This is a genomic window from Streptomyces sp. NPDC008139 (assembly GCF_042957025.1).
GTDB lineage: Bacteria > Actinomycetota > Actinomycetes > Streptomycetales > Streptomycetaceae > Actinacidiphila.
Map to the genome: position 1 here is coordinate 21,893 of NZ_JBIBHM010000025.1, position 18,611 is coordinate 40,503.

General features: G+C 72.6%; 15 protein-coding genes. 10 read left to right on the forward strand and 5 right to left on the reverse strand.

Annotated elements, in window-relative coordinates; genetic code table 11:
- Positions 1 to 42 precede the first annotated feature (42 nt).
- The 3 genes from ACFZBB_RS33570 to ACFZBB_RS33580 all read left to right on the forward strand — a co-directional run bounded on the left by ACFZBB_RS33570 (position 43) and on the right by ACFZBB_RS33580 (position 3,666).
- Positions 43 to 1,437, forward strand: a complete 1,395-nt coding sequence (locus tag ACFZBB_RS33570) for an FAD-dependent oxidoreductase (protein WP_391130638.1) — start codon at positions 43 to 45, stop codon at positions 1,435 to 1,437.
- A gap of 175 nt (positions 1,438 to 1,612) precedes the next feature.
- Positions 1,613 to 2,065, forward strand: coding sequence for a hypothetical protein (locus tag ACFZBB_RS33575; protein WP_355346550.1), 453 nt, complete (start codon positions 1,613 to 1,615; stop codon positions 2,063 to 2,065).
- 68 nt (positions 2,066 to 2,133) lie between these two features.
- Positions 2,134 to 3,666 carry a CoA-acylating methylmalonate-semialdehyde dehydrogenase gene (locus ACFZBB_RS33580; protein WP_391130641.1) on the forward strand — a complete coding sequence of 511 codons (1,533 nt, stop codon included), beginning with the start codon at positions 2,134 to 2,136 and terminating at the stop codon, positions 3,664 to 3,666.
- Here ACFZBB_RS33580 and ACFZBB_RS33585 read toward each other — a convergent pair.
- Positions 3,638 to 4,567 carry a phosphatase PAP2 family protein gene (locus ACFZBB_RS33585; protein ID WP_391130644.1) on the reverse strand — a complete coding sequence of 310 codons (930 nt, stop codon included), beginning with the start codon at positions 4,565 to 4,567 and terminating at the stop codon, positions 3,638 to 3,640. The genes ACFZBB_RS33580 and ACFZBB_RS33585 overlap by 29 nt on opposite strands.
- A gap of 158 nt (positions 4,568 to 4,725) precedes the next feature.
- Complete coding sequence (gene gabT, locus ACFZBB_RS33590) at positions 4,726 to 6,057, reverse strand: 4-aminobutyrate--2-oxoglutarate transaminase (protein WP_391130647.1); 1,332 nt, start codon at positions 6,055 to 6,057, stop codon at positions 4,726 to 4,728.
- Positions 6,058 to 6,335: 278 nt separating this feature from the next.
- Between gabT and ACFZBB_RS33595 the strand changes: the two genes are divergently transcribed.
- Both ACFZBB_RS33595 and ACFZBB_RS33600 read left to right on the forward strand, forming a co-directional pair.
- On the forward strand, positions 6,336 to 8,687 hold the full coding sequence (locus ACFZBB_RS33595; protein WP_391130650.1) for an ATP/GTP-binding protein: 2,352 nt from the start codon (positions 6,336 to 6,338) through the stop codon (positions 8,685 to 8,687).
- Between the two features lie 137 nt (positions 8,688 to 8,824).
- Complete coding sequence (locus ACFZBB_RS33600) at positions 8,825 to 10,372, forward strand: PucR family transcriptional regulator ligand-binding domain-containing protein (RefSeq protein WP_391130652.1); 1,548 nt, start codon at positions 8,825 to 8,827, stop codon at positions 10,370 to 10,372.
- Between the two features lie 229 nt (positions 10,373 to 10,601).
- Here ACFZBB_RS33600 and ACFZBB_RS33605 read toward each other — a convergent pair whose 3' ends face one another.
- Genes ACFZBB_RS33605 through ACFZBB_RS33615 form a run of 3 tightly spaced genes read right to left on the reverse strand, consistent with a single transcriptional unit; the run spans position 10,602 to position 11,614 of the window.
- Positions 10,602 to 10,862, reverse strand: a complete 261-nt coding sequence (locus tag ACFZBB_RS33605) for a hypothetical protein (protein WP_391130673.1) — start codon at positions 10,860 to 10,862, stop codon at positions 10,602 to 10,604.
- 33 nt (positions 10,863 to 10,895) lie between these two features.
- Positions 10,896 to 11,114: a hypothetical protein gene (locus tag ACFZBB_RS33610; RefSeq protein ID WP_391130655.1), complete on the reverse strand. Its 219-nt coding sequence runs from the start codon at positions 11,112 to 11,114 to the stop codon at positions 10,896 to 10,898.
- Positions 11,111 to 11,614 carry a CU044_2847 family protein gene (locus ACFZBB_RS33615; RefSeq protein ID WP_391130658.1) on the reverse strand — a complete coding sequence of 168 codons (504 nt, stop codon included), beginning with the start codon at positions 11,612 to 11,614 and terminating at the stop codon, positions 11,111 to 11,113. The genes ACFZBB_RS33610 and ACFZBB_RS33615 overlap by 4 nt, the downstream gene beginning before the upstream one ends.
- Positions 11,615 to 12,117: 503 nt before the next feature.
- Between ACFZBB_RS33615 and ACFZBB_RS33620 the strand changes: the two genes are divergently transcribed.
- From ACFZBB_RS33620 to ACFZBB_RS33640, 5 genes are all read left to right on the forward strand, one after another.
- A complete protein-coding gene (locus ACFZBB_RS33620; RefSeq protein WP_391130661.1) occupies positions 12,118 to 13,578 on the forward strand; it encodes an aldehyde dehydrogenase family protein in 1,461 nt (486 codons plus the stop codon).
- A gap of 174 nt (positions 13,579 to 13,752) precedes the next feature.
- On the forward strand, positions 13,753 to 15,693 hold the full coding sequence (locus tag ACFZBB_RS33625; RefSeq protein WP_391130664.1) for an acyl-CoA dehydrogenase family protein: 1,941 nt from the start codon (positions 13,753 to 13,755) through the stop codon (positions 15,691 to 15,693).
- Positions 15,694 to 15,722: 29 nt separating this feature from the next.
- Positions 15,723 to 17,033: a 1-deoxy-D-xylulose-5-phosphate reductoisomerase gene (dxr, locus tag ACFZBB_RS33630; RefSeq protein WP_391130667.1), complete on the forward strand. Its 1,311-nt coding sequence runs from the start codon at positions 15,723 to 15,725 to the stop codon at positions 17,031 to 17,033.
- Positions 17,030 to 18,346: a site-2 protease family protein gene (locus ACFZBB_RS33635; protein WP_391050317.1), complete on the forward strand. Its 1,317-nt coding sequence runs from the start codon at positions 17,030 to 17,032 to the stop codon at positions 18,344 to 18,346. Before dxr ends, ACFZBB_RS33635 begins: the two co-directional genes overlap by 4 nt.
- 100 nt (positions 18,347 to 18,446) lie before the next feature.
- A partial coding sequence (locus tag ACFZBB_RS33640; protein WP_391130677.1) for a flavodoxin-dependent (E)-4-hydroxy-3-methylbut-2-enyl-diphosphate synthase occupies positions 18,447 to 18,611 on the forward strand: 165 nt, incomplete at its 3' end.

Sequence of the window (18,611 nt, forward strand, 5' to 3'; positions counted from 1 at the left end):
ATTTCCCGACGGAGACCCGCGCATCACGAAGGTGTGAGAACCATGGACGCAGCCCGCTCGCTCGCCGAGGCCGAGCCCCGACCGTACTGGCTGGACGACCCCGGCAGGCCGCAGGCGCACCCCGCGCTCACCGGCCACGACAGCTGCGACCTGCTGGTGGTCGGGGGCGGCTACAGCGGGCTGTGGACCGCGCTGCTGGCCAAGGAGCGCGATCCGCTGCGGGACGTGGTGCTGGTCGAGGGGGACAGGATCGGGTGGGCCGCCTCCGGGCGCAACGGCGGCTTCTGCGCCGCGAGCCTCACCCACGGCGCCGCCAACGGACTCGCCCGCTGGCCCGACGAATTCGACGCGCTCCAGCGGCTGGGCGACCGCAATCTCGACGCCATCGAGGAGGCCGTCGCCCGCTACGGCCTGGACTGCGACTTCGAGCGGACCGGCGAGATCGACGTGGCCACCGAGCCGCACCAGTACGACGAACTGCGCGAGGCCGCCGAGGAAGGCGCCGAGCACGGCCTGGACGCGGAACTGCTGGACCGCGACCAGGTCCGCGCCGAAGTCGACTCGCCCACCTTCCTCGGCGGCCTGTACAACCGGCGCGGCGTCGCCATGCTGCACCCCGCCAAGCTCGCCTGGGGCCTGGCCCGCGCCGCCGCGGACGCGGGTGTACGGATCTACGAGCGCACCCCGGCCCGCGACCTGGCCACCTACGGCACGGCGCTGGGGGTGCGCACCCCGTACGGCAGGGTGACCGCCCGCCAGGTGGCGCTCGGCACCAACGTCTTCCCGTCACTGGTCCGCCGGGCCCGCCCCTACACCGTGCCGGTCTACGACTACGCGCTGATGACGGAGCCGCTGACCGAACAGCGGCTCGCGGCGATCGGCTGGCAGGGCCGCCAGGGCCTGAGCGACAGCGCCAACCACTTCCATTACTTCCGGCTCAGCGCGGACAACCGGATCCTGTGGGGCGGCTACGACGCGGTCTATCCGCGCGGCGGCCGGATGCGCGCGGAGTACGACCAGCGGCCCGAGACCTTCCTGAAGCTGGCGGAGCACTTCCGCACCTGCTTCCCGCAGTTGGAGGACGTCCGCTTCACCCACACCTGGGGCGGCGCGATCGACACCTGCTCGCGCTTCTCCGCCTTCTTCGGCACCGCGTACGGCGGCCGGGTCGCCTACGCGGCCGGGTACACCGGGCTGGGCGTGGGCGCCACCCGCTTCGGCGCGGACGTGATGCTGGACCTGCTGGCGGGGGAGGAGACCGAGCGGACCCGCCTGGAGATGGTCCGCAGGAAGCCGCTGCCGTTCCCGCCGGAACCGCTGGCCACCGTCGGGATCGGCATCACCCAGTGGTCCTTGGCCCGCGCCGACCGGTCGGGAGGGCGGCGCAATCTGTGGCTGAAGGCGATGGACCGCGCCGGGCTCGGCTTCGACAGCTAGGGCCGCCTGGCGCGGACCCGCGGTGATCCCCCGGCGCACAACCGGCATGTGGCGTGAGCCACTTCACTACCAATGAGTAGCGAAACCCGCGTAATGATCGGCCCCCAACCCGCTCTCTTCCATGACAGCGACCGTCCACAGCGGTCGTCGGGCGGAAGAAACGGAGGAGCCGGTCATGGTCAGCACCGGTGCGAAAAGCGCGGTCGAGTGGCTGGTGTCGGTGGCGGTTGATCCGGTGAGCTGCCGGTGGGAGTGGGAGCGCAACCCCCTCGGGGTCACGCTGCTGCCCGCCGGGAAACTGTGGGACGTCCTGATCCTCACCGGAGATCTCGGCTACCCCACCCTGGACGTGCTGACCCGGCTCGTGGAGCGGCCGGGCCCGGTGCTCGCCGACTTCGGCGACTCCCGGATGGGGTTCTTCGTACCGCCGGGCACGGCGGCGCGCTGGCTGGCCACCGGCGTACGGACGGCGGGCCGCGGCACCTGGATCGTCGTGCCGTACCCGGGCCGGGCGACCGGAGGGGTGCGGTGGCTGGTGCCGCCGGACGGCAGCGGGCACCTGACCGACCCGGTGCTGCTCGAACTGGCCATGCACGAGGCCGCCGCCCAGATCGCGGGCGGCGGCTGAAGGACGCACCGCGGAGCGAGCCCACCGCGCGGTGCTTGTGACCACCTCCCCGGCCTGGGGAGACTGACATGAGACAACGACGGAAGGGTCAGCCCGTGACGACCAAGCACATCACCCACTGGATCGCAGGCAAGGGCTGGACCGGCGGCGCGGAACGGCACGGCGACGTGTACGACCCGGCGACCGGCGCGATCACCGGGCAGGTGGACCTCGCGTCCGCCGATGTCGTGGACGCGGCGGTCGACGCCGCCCTCGACGCGTTCCAGCAGTGGCGGCACGCCTCGATCGCCAAGCGCACCGGCGTCCTCTTCGCCTTCCGCGAACTGCTCAACGCCCGCCGCGACGAACTGGCCTCGATCATCGTCGCCGAGCACGGCAAGGTGCACTCCGACGCCCTCGGCGAGGTCGCCCGCGGCATCGAGGTCGTGGAGTACGCGTGCGGCATCCCGCAACTGATCAAGGGCGGCTTCACCGAGCAGGCGTCCACCGGCATCGACGTCTACTCGATCCGCCAGCCGCTCGGCCCGGTCGCGATCATCTCGCCGTTCAACTTCCCCGCCATGGTGCCGATGTGGTTCTTCCCGCTGGCCATCGCCGCGGGCAACACCGTCGTCGTCAAGCCGTCGGAGAAGGACCCCTCCGCCGCCAACTTCATCGCCGGGCTCTGGCAGGAGGCGGGCCTGCCCGACGGCGTCTTCAACGTCGTGCACGGCGACAAGCCCGCCGTCGACCGCCTGCTGGAACACCCCGACATCAAGGCCGTCTCCTTCGTCGGCTCCACCCCCATCGCCCGCTACGTGTACGAGACCGGCACCCGGCACGGCAAGCGCGTCCAGGCCCTCGGCGGCGCCAAGAACCACATGCTGGTGCTGCCCGACGCGGACCTGGACCTAGCCGCCGACGCCGCCGTCAACGCGGGCTTCGGCGCCGCGGGCGAACGCTGTATGGCGGTCTCCGTGCTGGTCGCCGTCGACCCGGTCGGCGACGGCCTGGTCGAGCGGATCAAGCAGCGCGTCGCGGGTCTGACCGTGGGACCCGGCTGCGCCGCCAGTTCCGAGATGGGCCCGCTGGTGACCGGCGTGCACCGCGACAAGGTGACCGCGTATCTGGACTCCGGCGTCGCGGACGGCGCGGAACTGGCCGTCGACGGCCGCAAGCACCCGATCTCGGGCGCGGAGACCGCCGACGGCTTCTGGCTCGGCCCCACCCTCTTCGACCGCGTCACGCCCGGAATGTCCGTCTACGACGACGAGATCTTCGGCCCGGTGCTCTCCGTCGTCCGCGTCGCCTCGTACGAGGAGGGCCTGGCGCTGATCAACGCCAACCCGTACGGCAACGGGACCGCGCTGTTCACCAACGACGGCGGCGCCGCGCGGCGCTTCCAGCACGAGGTCGAGGTCGGCATGGTCGGCATCAACGTGCCGATCCCGGTGCCGGTCGCGTACTACTCCTTCGGCGGCTGGAAGTCCTCGCTCTTCGGCGACACGCACGCCTACGGCGAGGACGGGGTCCGCTTCTTCACCCGCGGCAAGGCCGTCACGCAGCGCTGGCTCGACCCTTCGCACGGGGGCATCAATCTGGGCTTCCCGACGAATAGCTGACCGTCGGTCCGTCGGTGTCCGGGCCGCCGACGTTCGGACCGCCGACGCCCGGGCGGTCGGCGCTCGGACCGCCGGCGTCCGGTTCGCCGGCTTCCGGCGCGTGGCTGAACAGCCCGGCCGCCGCCACCCACGCCACCAGCGTGACCGTCAGGAACCAGCTCGCCAGCACGTCCAGCGGCCAGTGGTAGTCGCACCACACCAGTGCGGCGCCCACGGCCGCCTGGAGGGCGAGGGTGAAAACGGTCAGCGCGGTCCTGGCCGCGGGGCGGCGCACGTACGGCAGCAGGAGCAGCAGGGTCAGGCCGTATGCGACGGCGGAGGTCGCGGCGTGACCGGAGGGGAAGTAGCCGTAGCCGTCGAGCCGGGGCACGAGGCGGCCGGGCGCGGGCCGGTGCACCGCGGACTTGACCGTGTCGACGACGACCGGCAGCAGCGCCATGGCCACGCAGGCGGCCAGCGGCGGCAGCCACCAGCGGACGACGGCCGCCCGCCGTCCGAGCACCGCGGCGGCCACGACCGCGACGAGCAGGACCGGCACGGCCACCTCGATGTTGCCGAAGTCGCTCACGACCTGCGCGGTGCCGTGAACGCCCGGATGCGCGGCGGACGCCCGCCGGAACCAGCCGAGTACGGTCCAGTCGCGGCCGACCAGCCGCCCGCCGGTCTCGACCTGCCAGGTGAGCAGGGAGAACAGGGCGGCGCCGACGGCGCTCAGCAGCAGGAGAAAAGTCAGCCGCCCCGGAACAGGGGGGAGAGTTCCGGGGCGGCCAGGGCGACCGCCGTGCCGCTCGTCCCGGGGGGTGTGGGACGAACGGCCGACCGATCGGCGAGGAGTGCCGGGGCCTACGGTCCCGGCGGTGTCGTGCGCGAGGGCACTGCTGAGCCGGTGTTGGGGATACACCGGCGCGGTGTCGCCCGTGATGATCTCCTTCGGAGACCGCCCCGAGCGGGGTGTTCTGCTGAGACCGTACGTCACCGGGAGGGCCACAAGGCCAGGGATCACCCCTCCGCCATCAGGCCCGCACACGTTCTTCACGTCCCCCCATTTCTTACCGCCGGTCACACCCCGGCGAAGGCCTCCTCGATGATGTCGAGGCCCTCGTTGAGCAGATCCTCCCCGATGACCAGCGGCGGGAGGAAACGCAACACGTTGCCGTAGGTGCCACAAGTGAGGACAACCAGGCCCGCACTGTGACACGCGCGGGCGATCGCGCCGGTCAGCGCCGCGTCCGGGGTCGTGGTGCCCGGCTCGACCAGCTCCACCGCGATCATCGCGCCGCGCCCGCGGACCTCGCCGATCGCCGGGAACTTCTCCTGGAGCGCGGTCAGCCGCGCCTTCATCACCTCGCCGATCCGCCGCGCCTTCGCCGCGAGGTCCAGCTCCTTCATCGTCTCGATCGCGCCCAGGGCCGCCGCGCACGCCACCGGGTTGCCGCCGTAGGTGCCGCCGAGGCCGCCCGCGTGCGCCGCGTCCATGATCTCCGCGCGGCCGGTCACCGCCGCCAGCGGCAGACCGCCCGCGATGCCCTTCGCCGTCGTGATCAGGTCCGGCACCACGCCCTCGTCCTCGCACGCGAACCACTGACCGGTACGGCAGAAGCCGGTCTGGATCTCGTCCGCGACGAAGACGATCCCGTTGTCCTTCGCGAACTGCGCGATCCGCGGCAGGAAGCCCTTGGCGGGCTCGATGAAGCCGCCCTCGCCCGCGATCGGCTCGATCACGATCGCCGCCACGTGCTCCGCGCCGATCTGCTTGGTGATCATGTCGATCGCCTGCGCCGCCGCCTCCTCCGCCGCGTGCTCCGGCCCGGTCAGCCACCGGAAGCCGTACGCCAGCGGCACCCGGTACACCTCGGGCGCGAACGGCCCGAAGCCCTCCTTGTACGGCATGTTCTTCGCGGTCAGGGCCATCGTCAGATTCGTCCGGCCGTGATAGCCGTGGTCGAACACGACGACCGCCGGGCGCTTGGTGTACGAACGCGCGATCTTCACCGCGTTCTCCACCGCCTCCGCGCCCGAGTTGAACAGCGCCGTCTTCTTCGCGTGGCTGCCGGGCGTCAGCTCGTTCAGCGCCTCGGCGACCTCCACGTACCCCTCGTACGGCGTCACCATGAAGCAGGTGTGCGTGAAGTCGGCGAGCTGCGCCGTGGCCCGCCGCACCACGGCCTCCGCGCTGTTGCCCACCGACGTGACCGCGATCCCGGAGCCGAAGTCGATCAGCCGGTTCCCGTCCACGTCCTCCACCACGCCGCCCCCGGCGCGCGTCACGTACACCGGCAGCGTCACCCCCACCCCGTTCGCGACCGCGGCGCTCTTGCGCGCCGACAGCTCCTGCGACTTCGGGCCGGGAATGCTGGTGACCAGCTTGCGTTCCTGCGGAAGTGCGGTCATGGCGGGTGCTCTCCTCAAGCCGGGCGGCGGTGTCTGTGCGGTATCTCTTCGGATCTCTGCGGACTTTTCAGCTCTTCCCGCAGGCTAGGCCGCGTCCCGGCCCGCCCGCATACGCCGATAGGTAACACTGCCCACCGACGATTCGCCGTAACGGCCAGTGCGCGCGCCGCGGCGTGCCACCGCCCGCCACCGGCAAGATCCTTTTACGGCGGTAGCCGCTCGACTACATTGAGCGCATCGTCGGCGACGAGGGGCGAGGGGCACGCACCATGGATGCCATGGATCACGAGGGCGCGCACGGGTACGGCCACCGGCCCGAGGTGCCGCCCCGGCCCGCCGGGACACCGGCGCCGCGCCCGGCCGCCGCGCCCCCCGTGCCCAAACAGGCACCGCCGATGTCCGAGACCGAGCGCTGGCTGCGCACCCCGCGGATCTCCGACGCGCCCGGCGTGTACGCCTACGGACACGTGCCCAACGAGGCCGACCGGGTCCCCGACGGCCGCGTCCTCGGCCGCGCCGCACTCGCCCTCCTCGCCGGAATCCTCATCTGGTCCCTGCGCAACAACGGCTTCCTGCCCTGGTGGCAGTTCCCGCTCAAGATCCTCACCCCGCACAGCTGGTCCTTCAGCGGCCACCAGTCCCGCCCCGAGGTCTTCACCCAGAACCTCTACAGCGTGCTGTCGGCCGCCGTGATCGTCTGGATCACCGGCAGGCTCGGCAACTGGGGCGAGGCGGCCCGCCGCTTCCTGAACACCCCCGCGCGCCGCGGCTGGTTCGCGCTCGCCGCGGGCGCCCTGGTGTGGCAACTGAGCTGGACGGGCTACGTGCCCATCCTCGACACGGTGCTCGACCTCTTCCCGTACTCGTGGATAAGCGGTGGCGGCAACCCCAACCGGGCCGCCGCGGTCACCTACGCCATCTACGCCCTCGTCGCCGCGCTGATCGCCTGGCCCTGCGCCAAATTCGGCGGCTGGTTCGGCATCCCCGGCTGGCAGCCCGACGACACCGCGGGAGGGCGCCCCGCCGCCCCCTCGTACACCAGCACCCGCACCGGCGCCGACCCCCTCGGGGAGACCCCCGCGGACTGGCCGGAACTGCGCGCGGCCGGGCGCTCCGACGCGGCCGACCGGCTGGCGCGGGACGTGGGCCTGGGCCGGATGAACGACGTGGACTGCGTCCGGGTCCGGCACGCGTGGGACGAGACCCGGCAGCGCCCCCGCGAGGTCCTGGCGTTCACCGACGAGGTCCGGCGCCTCGGCGGCGGCGCCTGCCTCCACCCGTCGGGCGAGCGCGACCTGCCCGCCCGCACCGCCCCGCACGACCTGCTCGGCGGCCAGGTCAGGATCGGCCGCGGCGTCGAGGACGACCGCAACGGCTTCCAGTACCGCGGCTCCGGCATGGCCCTCGACCCCGCACTGCTCGGTACGGGACTGCTCGTCGTCGGCCCGCCCGGCGCCGACAGGACCCGCCGCGTCATGCGCCCGGCGGCCGAGTCGCTCTGCCTCCAGGCGCTCACCGGCACCGCCGCCGTGGTCGTCGTGGCCGGCGCGGACACCGACCTCGGACCGCACGAGGCGTACGACGTCATCATCGCGCCCGGCGACCCGGCCTCCCGCTACAGCCTCGACCTGTACGGCGGCACCACCGACCCCGACATGGCCGCCTGGCTGCTCGCCGAAGCCCTCGTCGACGGCCCCGAGGCCGAACAGCGCCGCGCCGTCGCCGCCCTCGGCCAACTCCTCGGCCCGTACGCCGCCGCGCACGGCCGCTTCCCCCCGGTGCCGGTGCTCCGCGAACTGCTGGACGGCGCACCCGAGGCGTACGAGGACCTGCGCCGCGCCGTCGCCGCGGCGGGCGCGTCCGCGCTGCTGCGCGAACTCGACGCCAGACAGCGGCAGTCCGCCCGCACCGGGGACATCGGCGGCGACCTCGCCAACCGGATCGCGCTGCTCGACCGCCCCGCCTTCGCCGGTTCCTTCGGCGCCCCCGACCGGGCCCGGCCGTTCTCGATGGAAGCGCTCGTCCACCCCATCCGGGTACGGATCGAGCTGCCCGAACGCGGCCACGCCGAAGCCTCCCGGATCCTCGTCCGGCTGCTGCTCGCCCAGTTCACCGCCGCCGTCCGCGCCCAGCGCACCTGGACCCGGTTCGTCTGCCTGATCGTCGACGACATCGGCCAGGCCGTCACCGCGGAGACCGTCCGCGCGCTGGCGGCCCTGCCGTCCACCACGGCGGGCATGGTCCTCGGTCTGCGCACCCTGGCCGACGTGCCCGAGCACCTGCGCGGCCCGCTCGTCGCCGCCGCGGGCTGCCGGATGTCCCTGGCCGGGGTCACGCCCTGGGACGGCAAGTTCTTCGCCGAGTCCTGGGGCACCACGCGGGTGGAGACCCGCGAGGTCACCCGCGCCGACCAGTCGGGCGGCATGGCGCAGCGCGTCAACCGCGTGGCACGCCGGATGATCACCGGCCGGGTCGTCACCGCCGACGCCGTCACCGTCCGCGAGGTCGAACGCGAACGCTGGTCGGCCTCCGACCTCGCCCACACCGTGCCCGCCGGGCAGGCCGTCGTCTCGCTCACGACCACCGCGGGGGAGAGCGCCCCACCGGTCCTGGTGGACCTGCGGGGGTAGCGCCGGGGGCGTGCGGGCCCGGTGTCGGGGTGCGGCGGCAGGGCAGTGCGGGCCGGGTGCTGGACGGTGCGGCACAATTGGGGGTGGCGACCGCTCCCGGTCGGCCAAAAATCGGCCTCCTCCCGTACCAGGTACGTATGCCCCTCACGCTCGCGTCCCTCGCCCACCACTCGGTACTCAAGCTCACCGTCCTCGCCGGAGGCGACCGGCTGGGGGACACCGAAGTGCGCTGGGTCCACACCAGCGAGCTGGACGACCCGGGACCGTACCTGGAGGGCGGCGAACTGCTGCTCACCACCGGCCTGAAACTGCCCGTGGACGACGCGGAGCACATACGCGCGTACGTGACGCGGCTGGCGGCGGCCGGAGTCGTCGGCCTCGGCTTCGGCGTCGGGGTCGGCCACGACGCCGTGCCCCCCGCCCTGGTGGCCGCGGCGGAGGCCGCCCGGCTGCCGCTGTTCGAGGTGCCGCGCAAGACCCCGTTCATCGCCATCAGCAAAGCCGTCTCCGCGGCCGTCGCCGCCGACCAGTACAAGGCCGTCACGGCGGGCTTCGAGGCCCAGCGCGAACTGACCCGCGCCGCCCTCGCCCCCGACGGCACCGCCGCGCTCCTCAGCCGCCTCGCCCAGCACCTCGACGGCTGGGCCGCGCTCTACGACGCCTCAGGCGCCGTTCTGGCCGCGGCCCCCGACTGGGCGGGCCGCCGGGCCGCCCGGCTCGCGGGCGAGATCGACCGGCTGCGCGACACGCCCGCCCCGGCCAGCGCCGCCGTCGCGGGACCCGCGGGCAGCGAGGACCGCGTCGAACTCCAGTCGCTGGGCACCGGCCGCCGCCCCCGCGGCTTCCTCGCCGTCGGCACCGAGGAACGCCTCGACACCGCCGCGCGCTACGTCGTCCACGCCGCCGTCGCCCTGCTCACCCTCTCCCTCGAACAGTCCCGCACCCTCCAGGACGCCGAACAGCGCCTGGCCGCCGCCCTGTTGCGGATGCTGCTCGCCGGGGAGCCCGGCCACGCCCGCAGCGTCGCGGGCAAGCTCTACGGCACCCTCCTCGACCACCCGGTCCGCGTGCTCATCGCCGAACCTGCCGAGGCCCACGCCACCGCGGGCGCCGACGCCGTCACGCTCCTCGGCGAACGCGCCGAGGCCGTCGCCTCCCGCTCCGGCGACGCCCTTCTCGCGGTCCGCGAGGGCCCCCGGCTGATCGTGCTGGCCGCCGAGGAGTCCATGGCCCTGTCCACGGCCGCCGACCTCGCCGAGGCCGAGGACGCGCTCGCCGCGGGACTGTCCGCGCCCGTACTTCCCGCCGAGGTCCCCGAGGCCCACCGCCAGGCCGAACGCGCCCTCGCCGTCGCCCTGCGCCGCGGCCGCAACCTCGTCGAGCACGGCGAGGTCGGCGCGGGCTCCGTCCTGCCCCTCCTCGCCGACGACGCCGTCCGCGCCTTCTCCGAAGGTCTGCTGCGGCCACTGCGCGACCACGACGCCACCTCCCGCGGCGACCTCGTCGCCTCCCTGCACGCCTGGCTCTCCCACCACGGCCAATGGGACGCCGCCGCGGCCGACTTGGGCGTCCACCGCCACACGCTCCGCTACCGCATGCGGCGCGTCGAGGAAATCCTGGGCCGCTCGCTGGACGACCCGGACGTGCGGATGGAGCTGTGGCTGGCGCTGAAGACCGGGCCGTGAGGCGCTGACCCGTCAGCCCTGCCGGTTGTCGGCCAGCAGTCGCGCGGCCATGCTCTCCGCCTGCCGCTCGGCATCCCGCGCGTCCGAACGCCGCCCCGCCACAGCATGACGGGCACGCCCTCGGTGTACAGCGCGTCCTTCACGGCCGCGAGCAGGTGCGCCGAGAGCCGGTCGTACGGCACGGTCAGGCCGAGGCAGGCCAACTCCGGCTGCCGTACGAGGGATTCGGTCAGGTCAGTCGCGGCGGACCGGCCGTGCAGCCGGGGCCAGGAGATCCGGCCGAGCGCGTCGTCCGCCGAGGTCGGCTCCCGAGCCCCGGTTCCGGCCGTGTCGCCGTTCCCGCCGCCGCTCGTTGCGGGTCCCGGCGCAGGTGCTGCCAGCGCTGCCGCCACGCGCCGATGACCCAGGAGTCGGTGTACCGCTCCAGGGACCGTACGACGACGGGGTGGTGCTGGCCGAGCGGGGTACGGGTCGGCCCGGCCGACCACAGCTCGGCGCGCCGCGCCGGTCAGGCCCAGGACGGTCAACTCCAGCCACGGCAGGGCCTTGTCGTACGGCGCCTGACCGCGACGACGATTCCGGCCGCTTCGGCCACCACGTGCGCGGCGGTGACGACGAGCCCGTCCCGTACGAGGAAGCCGCTGCCCCGGAAGGTCCCGCCGATCTCCAGCCACACCGCGCGTAAGTGCGCCTCGCCGCACAGCGGCCCGGCGCCCCACCAGGCGACGGCCCCAGCGCTCACGGCTGTCCGCCGGACCCGGAGCCCGTGTCCCCGACCGGGCCGGACCCGTCCGTGGCGGCTCCGACCACCGCCGTGACGGCTGCTGCCGCCGCCTCGGCCGCTTCAGCGCGGGCTCTGCGCGCCGCCAGGTCCCAGGAGAGCCGTATGGTCAGGCTGGCCTCGCTGCCCGCCTCCGCGATGATCCCGAAGAGCTGGCCGGACTTCACGGCCAGGTTGAGGCCGAACTCGACCTCGAAGGCGTCGGGGGAACCGGCGGCGCCGCCCTCCGTCACCGTTTCGGCCGCCCAGCGGCCCACACTGCGGACGGTGTCGCGCACCTGGCCGAGGCTCAGGGCGACGGCCGAGCCCAGCGCGGCGGCGCGGCGGCCGACGTCGACACCGACGTCGCCGTACGAGTCGGCGCCGCCCGCGCCGGAGGCGGCCTCACCGGGCTGCCGGAAGGTGAGGTCGCCGATGACCTCGGCCTCCACCGTCGAGCCGTCGCCCAGGTCGATCGTCACGGTCTCCGTCGTGGCGTTCCCTCCCCGTCCCGCCAGCAGGATAGAGGCGCCCGCCGGCACGCCGTGCGGCTTTCCCCACCTGCCCCCCGACCGAAGCCGGCACCGCCGACCGGCCGTACCCGGGCCGTACCCCGGCCGTACTGGGGCCATACCCGACGCCGTCCGCCCGCCGCGGCCCTTGCCGGACGCCCACTGGACGCCGTCCGGTATGCCCCGACCGGCCGCTGCCGGATCCCCGCCGGTCCCCGTAAGCCCGGCCCCTGCCGTCCCCCGGCACCGACGCCCCACCGGACGCCGTCCGGTATGCCCCGACCGGCCGCCGCCGGGTCCCCGGCGGTCCCCGTAAAACGGGCCCCTCCTCGCACCGCTGGGCCATTCCGGCCATTACGGCGCGCGTCAGTGGGCACGTACTACGTCGTGGACAACGTGCGGTGTCCGCGGGCGCGCCTACCGTGAGAGACGGGACGGCAGCACAATCGAACTTCTGAAGGGCGGGACCCACCGTGACAACGACAGGCGCAGCCGAGTACGCGTTCTGGCTGGCGGGCCGTGAGGCCACCGGTACGGACACCTTCGATGTGACCAGCCCGTGGGACGGTGCGGCGGTCGGCCGGGTGAGCGTGCCGACGGACGCGCAGGTCGAGGAGGCGGTGGCGGCGGCAGCCGCGGCGCAGGACGCGTTCTCGGCGACGCCCGCCCATGTGCGCGCGGCGGCGCTCGACCACGTGTCGAAGCGGCTCGCGGAGCGGTCGGAGGAGGTCGCCCGGCTGATCACGGCGGAGAACGGCAAGCCGATGAAGTGGTCGCGCGGCGAGGTCGGCCGCGCCGTGTCCGTCTTCCGCTGGGCCGCGGAGGAGGCCCGCCGCTTCAACAGCGGCGAGGCGCAGCGGCTGGACACCGACGCCGGCGGCGTCGGGCGGCTCGCGCTGACCCGCCGCTTCAGCCGCGGCCCGGTGCTCGGCATCGCGCCGTTCAACTTCCCGCTCAACCTGGTGGCCCACAAGATCGCCCCGGCCATCGCGGTCGGCACGCCGATCATCCTCAAGCCCGCCCCCGCGACCCCGCTGTCCGCGCTGCTGCTCGGCGAACTCCTCGCCGAGACCACCGGCCTGCCCGAGGGCGCCTGGAGCGTGCTGCCGGTGGCGAACGACCGGATGTCCTCGCTGGTCCAGGACCCGCGGCTGCCGGTGATCTCCTTCACCGGCTCCGACACCGTCGGCTACCAGATCATGGACTCCGTGCCGCGCAAGCACGTCACCCTCGAACTCGGCGGCAACGCCGCCGCCGTCGTCCTCGCCGACTGGTCGTCCGAGGCCGACCTGGACTGGGCGGCGAGCCGGATCGCCACCTTCGCCAACTACCAGGCGGGCCAGTCCTGCATCTCGGTGCAGCGGGTCATCGCCGACACCGCCGTCTACGACGCGCTCGCCGAGAAGATCGTCGCCAAGGTGCGCGCGCAGGCGGTCGGCGACCCCGGCGACGACGCGACCGACGTCGGTCCGCTGGTCAGCGAGGCCGCCGCCGAGCGCGTCGCCTCCTGGGTCGACGATGCCGTCGGCAAGGGCGCCAAGCTCCTGACCGGCGGCGTGCGGGACGGCGCGAGCTACGCCCCGACCGTCCTGGCCGACCTGCCCGCCGACGCCGTCCTCGCCTCGGCCGAGGCATTCGGCCCCGTCCTGTCGCTGCACCGGGTGAACGGCACCGACGAGGCTTTCGCCGCCGTCAACGACTCCCGCTTCGGCCTCCAGAGCGGCGTGTTCACCCACGACCTCCAGGCCGCCTTCCGCGCCCACCGCGAACTGGAGGTCGGCGGCGTCATCATCGGCGACGCGCCCTCCTACCGCGCCGACCAGATGCCGTACGGCGGTGTGAAGGACTCCGGCACCGGGCGCGAAGGCGTCAAGTACGCGATGGACGACTACACGTACGAGCGCGTGCTGGTCCTCACCGGCCTGGACCTCTAGGCACGGGACCTCTGGACACGGGACCTCCGAGCGCCGCGACCTCCAGGCACCGGGAGCTCCAGGGGCCCGAAGGATTCGGCCGACCTCGCGCCGCGGATGGTCGGGTCGGCCGGATTCGGGTAGTACGGACAAGTAGCACCGGTTGGTAACCGGCTACCCGGAGGTGACGCAACCGTGTCCGCACCCACCGCACGCAAGGTCTCGGAGCGCGAAGCACGTCAGGTGGCGGAGGCCGCCAGAGAACAGGACTGGCGCAAGCCCAGCTTCGCCAAGGAACTGTTCCTCGGGCGCTTCCGCCTCGACCTGATCCACCCCCACCCGCTGCCCGCGGCCGAGGCTGTGGAGCAGGGCGAGGCGTTCCTCGACCTGCTCAAGGGCTTCTGCGAGACGAAGGTCGACGGCGCCAGGATCGAGCGCGAGGCGCGGATCCCCGACGAGACGATCGCGGGCCTGAAGGAAATCGGCGCCTTCGGGATGAAGATCGACACCGCGTACGGCGGCCTCGGCCTCACCCAGGTGTACTACAACAAGGCGCTGGCCCTCGCCGGTTCCGCGAGCCCCGCGATCGGCGCGCTGCTGTCGGCCCATCAGTCGATCGGCGTACCGCAGCCGCTGAAGATGTTCGGCACGCGGGAGCAGAAGGAGAAGTTCCTGCCGCGCTGCGCCCGAACCGACATCAGCGCCTTCCTGCTCACCGAGCCCGACGTCGGCTCCGACCCGGCGCGGCTGGCCACCAGCGCGGTCCGCGACGGCGACGACTACGTACTCGACGGCGTGAAGCTGTGGACCACCAACGGCGTCATCGCGGACCTGCTCGTCGTCATGGCCCGGGTACCGAAGCCGGACGGCGGCGCGGACACCTACGAGGACCACAGGGGCGGCATCACCGCCTTCGTCGTGGAGGCCGACTCCCCGGGCATCACCGTGGAGAACCGCAACGCCTTCATGGGCCTGCGCGGCCTGGAGAACGGCGTCACCCGCTTCCACCAGGTCCGGGTCCCGGCCGCGAACCGGATCGGTGCCGAGGGCGCGGGCCTGAAGATCGCGCTGACCACCCTGAACACCGGCCGCCTGTCGCTGCCCGCCATGTGCGCGGGCGCGGGCAAGTGGTGCCTGAAGATCGCCCGCGAGTGGTCGGCCGCCCGTGAGCAGTGGGGCAAGCCGATCGCCGAGCACGAGGCCGTCGGCGCGAAGATCGCGTACATCGCCGCCACCACCTTCGCGCTCGAAGCCGTACTGGACCTGTCGTCCCAGATGGCGGACGAGGACCGCAACGACATCCGGATCGAGGCCGCGCTGGCCAAGCTCTTCGGCTCGGAGGCCGCCTGGCTGATGGCCGACGAACTGGTGCAGATCCGCGGCGGGCGCGGCTTCGAGACCGCCGACTCGCTGGCCGCCCGCGGCGAGCGCGCCGTCCCGGCCGAGCAGATGCTCCGCGACCTGCGGATCAACCGGATCTTCGAGGGCTCCACCGAGATCATGCACCTGCTGATCGCCCGCGAGGCCGTCGACGCCCACCTGTCCGTTGCGGGCGACCTCATCGACCCCGACACCACCCTGGGCGACAAGGCCAAGGCGGGCGCCAAGGCAGGCGGCTTCTACGCCCGCTGGCTGCCCAAGCTCGTCGCGGGCCCGGGCCGGCTCCCCCACGCGTACGCCGAATTCGGGCCGCTCGCCGGACACCTGCGGTATGTGGAGCGCAGCGCGCGCAAGCTGGCCCGCTGCACCTTCTACGCGATGTCGCGCTGGCAGGGCCGGATGGAGACCAAGCAGAACTTCCTCGCCCGGATCGTCGACATCGGCGCGGAGCTCTTCGCGATGAGCGCCGCCTGCGTCCGCGCCCAGCACCTGGCCGCGACCGGCGACCACGGCCGGGAGGCCCGCCGTCTGGCCGACGCCTTCTGCCACCAGTCGCGCATCCGCACCGAGGAACTGTTCGCCCGGCTGTGGACCAACACCGACAGCACCGACCGCCGCCTCACCCGCTCCGTGCTCAACGGCGACCTCACCTGGCTGGAAGCCGGAATCGTCGACCCCAGCCGCGAGGGCCCGTGGATCGCGGAGGCCGAGCCCGGCCCGTCGCGGGCGGACAACGTCCGCCGACCGGTGCACTGACAGCCGCCACGGCAGGACAGAATGGCCCCATGACGGACGCTCTCGCAGACCCGCACTACCGCCCGTACACGACCGGAGAGGCGGCGGCCGGCGGCCGACGGGACATCGTGATCCTCGGCTCGACCGGCTCTGTCGGCACCCAGGCCATCGACGTGGTGCTCCGCAACCCGGACCGCTTCCGCGTCGTGGCCATCTCCGCCGCGGGCAGCCGCGCGGAACTGCTCGCCGAACAGGCGCACCAGCTTCAGGTGCATACGGTCGCGGTCGCGGACGAGGCCGCCGTGGAGCCGCTGCGACAGGCCCTGACCAGGCACTTCGGCCCCGGCAACGGGCCGGAGCTGCTGGTCGGCCCGGAAGCCGCCACCCAGGCCGCGACCCTGGAGTGCCACGCGGTGCTCAACGGCATCACCGGCTCGATCGGCCTGCGGCCCACACTGGCGGCGCTGGAGGCCGACCGGGTGCTGATCCTCGCCAACAAGGAGTCGCTGATCGTCGGCGGCCCCCTGGTGAAGGCCGTCGCGAAGCCCGGCCAGATCGTGCCCGTCGACTCCGAGCACTCCGCGCTCTTCCAGGCGATGCTCGGCGGCAGCCGCGCCGAGGTCCGCAAGCTCGTCGTCACCGCCTCCGGCGGCCCCTTCCGCGGCCGTACTCGCGAGGAACTGGCCGACGTCAAGCCCGCCGACGCCCTCGCGCACCCCACCTGGGACATGGGCCCGGTGATCACCATCAACTCCGCGACCCTGGTCAACAAGGGCCTTGAGGTCATCGAGGCGCACCTGCTCTACGACATCCCGTTCGACCGGATCGAGGTCGTCGTCCACCCCCAGTCCTACATTCACTCGATGGTGGAATTCGTGGACGGATCGACGCTCGCCCAGGCCAGCCCGCCCGACATGCGGATGCCGATCGCGCTGGGTCTCGGCTGGCCGGACCGGGTCCCGGACGCCGCGCCCGCCTTCGACTGGTCGAAAGCCTCGACATGGGAATTCTTCCCGCTCGACGACGACGCGTTCCCGTCCGTCGCATTGGCGCGACATGTGGGTAGCCTCGGAGGCACCGCGCCCGCGGTGTTCAACGCGGCCAACGAGGAGTGCGTCGACGCCTTCCTCGCCGGCCGGCTGCCGTTCACCGGGATCGTGGACACCGTCGCGAAGGTCGTCGAGGAACACGGCGTGCCCGGGACGGGAACTCGACTGACCGTCGAGGACGTCCTCGAAGCGGAGGCGTGGGCCCGTGCTCGCGCCAGGGAACTCGCGAACGTGAACGGGAACAACGGGAGTGCGGACGTGAACGGGAACGTGAACACGAGCGCGTCGACATCGGAGGCAGCAGGCGTATGACCGCTCTCATGACGGTCCTCGGCATAGTGGTCTTCGCCGTGGGCCTGATGGTCTCCATCGCCTGGCACGAGCTGGGCCACCTCTCCACGGCCAAGCTCTTCAAGATCCGAGTGCCGCAGTACATGGTCGGCTTCGGCCCGACGATCTGGTCCCGGCACAAGGGCGAGACCGAGTACGGCTTCAAGGCCGTGCCGCTCGGCGGCTACATCCGCATGATCGGGATGTTCCCGCCGGGGGCGGACGGCAAGGTCTCCGCCCGGTCGACCTCGCCGTGGCGCAGCATGATCGAGGACGCCCGCTCGGCGGCGTACGAGGAGCTCCAGCCCGGCGACGAGACGCGGATGTTCTACACGCGCAAGCCGTGGAAGCGCGTCATCGTGATGTTCGCCGGGCCGTTCATGAACCTGATCCTGGCCGTCGCGCTGTTCCTCGGCGTGTTCATGGGCTTCGGCATCAGCATGCGCACCACCGTGGTCAGCCAGGTCAGCGACTGTGTGATCTCGCAGGCGGACACCGCCAAGCGCGACGTGAACAATCCGTGCCTGCCCTCCGACCCGGTCGCGCCCGCCAAGACCGCGGGCTTCAAGGCCGGCGACAAGATCGTGGAGTTCAACGGCCACCCGGTCGGCGACTGGAACGCCCTGTCCAAGGACATCCGCGACGGCATCGGCCCGGCCAGCGTCGTCGTGGTCCGCGACGGACAGCGGCTCACCCTGCACCCCACCATCACCACCAACACCGTCGCCAAGACCGACAGTGACGGCAACTACGTGGACGGCACGGTCAAGGCGGGCTTCCTCGGCTTCAGCCCGGCCAGCCACATCCAGCCGCTGGGCTTCACCGATTCCGTGAACCACATGGGCGACATGGCCAAACAGGGCGTGAATTCTCTGATCAGCCTGCCCAAGCGGATTCCCGATCTGTGGAACGCGGCCTTCAACGGCGCGCAGCGCAAGCCGGACTCCCCGATGGGCGTCGTCGGCGCCGCCCGCGTCGGCGGCGAGGTCTTCGCGCTCCAGGAGCCCGCCATCAACCGCGTCATGACCATGGTCATGCTCGTCGGCGGCTTCAACCTCTCGCTGTTCCTGTTCAACATGCTCCCGCTGCTGCCGCTGGACGGCGGGCACATCGCGGGCGCGCTGTGGGAGTCCGTCCGGCGCAAGGCCGCCAAGGTCTTCCGCAAGCCGGACCCCGGCCCCTTCGACGTCGCCAAGCTCATGCCGATCGCCTATGTCGTGGCCGGAATCTTTGTGTCCTTCACCTTGCTTGTCCTGATCGCCGACGTGGTCAACCCCGTCAAACTGAGTTCGTAATGGGATGAGGGGCGTGTGGGTCGTGGGCGGGGTGCCGTAACCTCGGTTACCGGAGCCCGCCCACGCGGGACCTCGATCCACACCTTGGGGATGCCACGCAATGACCGCGATTTCGCTCGGGATGCCAGATGTTCCGATCAAGCTCGCCGAACGCCGCAAGAGCCGTCAGATCCAGGTCGGGTCGGTCCCGGTGGGCGGGGACGCGCCTGTTTCCGTCCAGTCGATGACGACGACCCGTACCTCTGACATCGGTGCCACTCTTCAG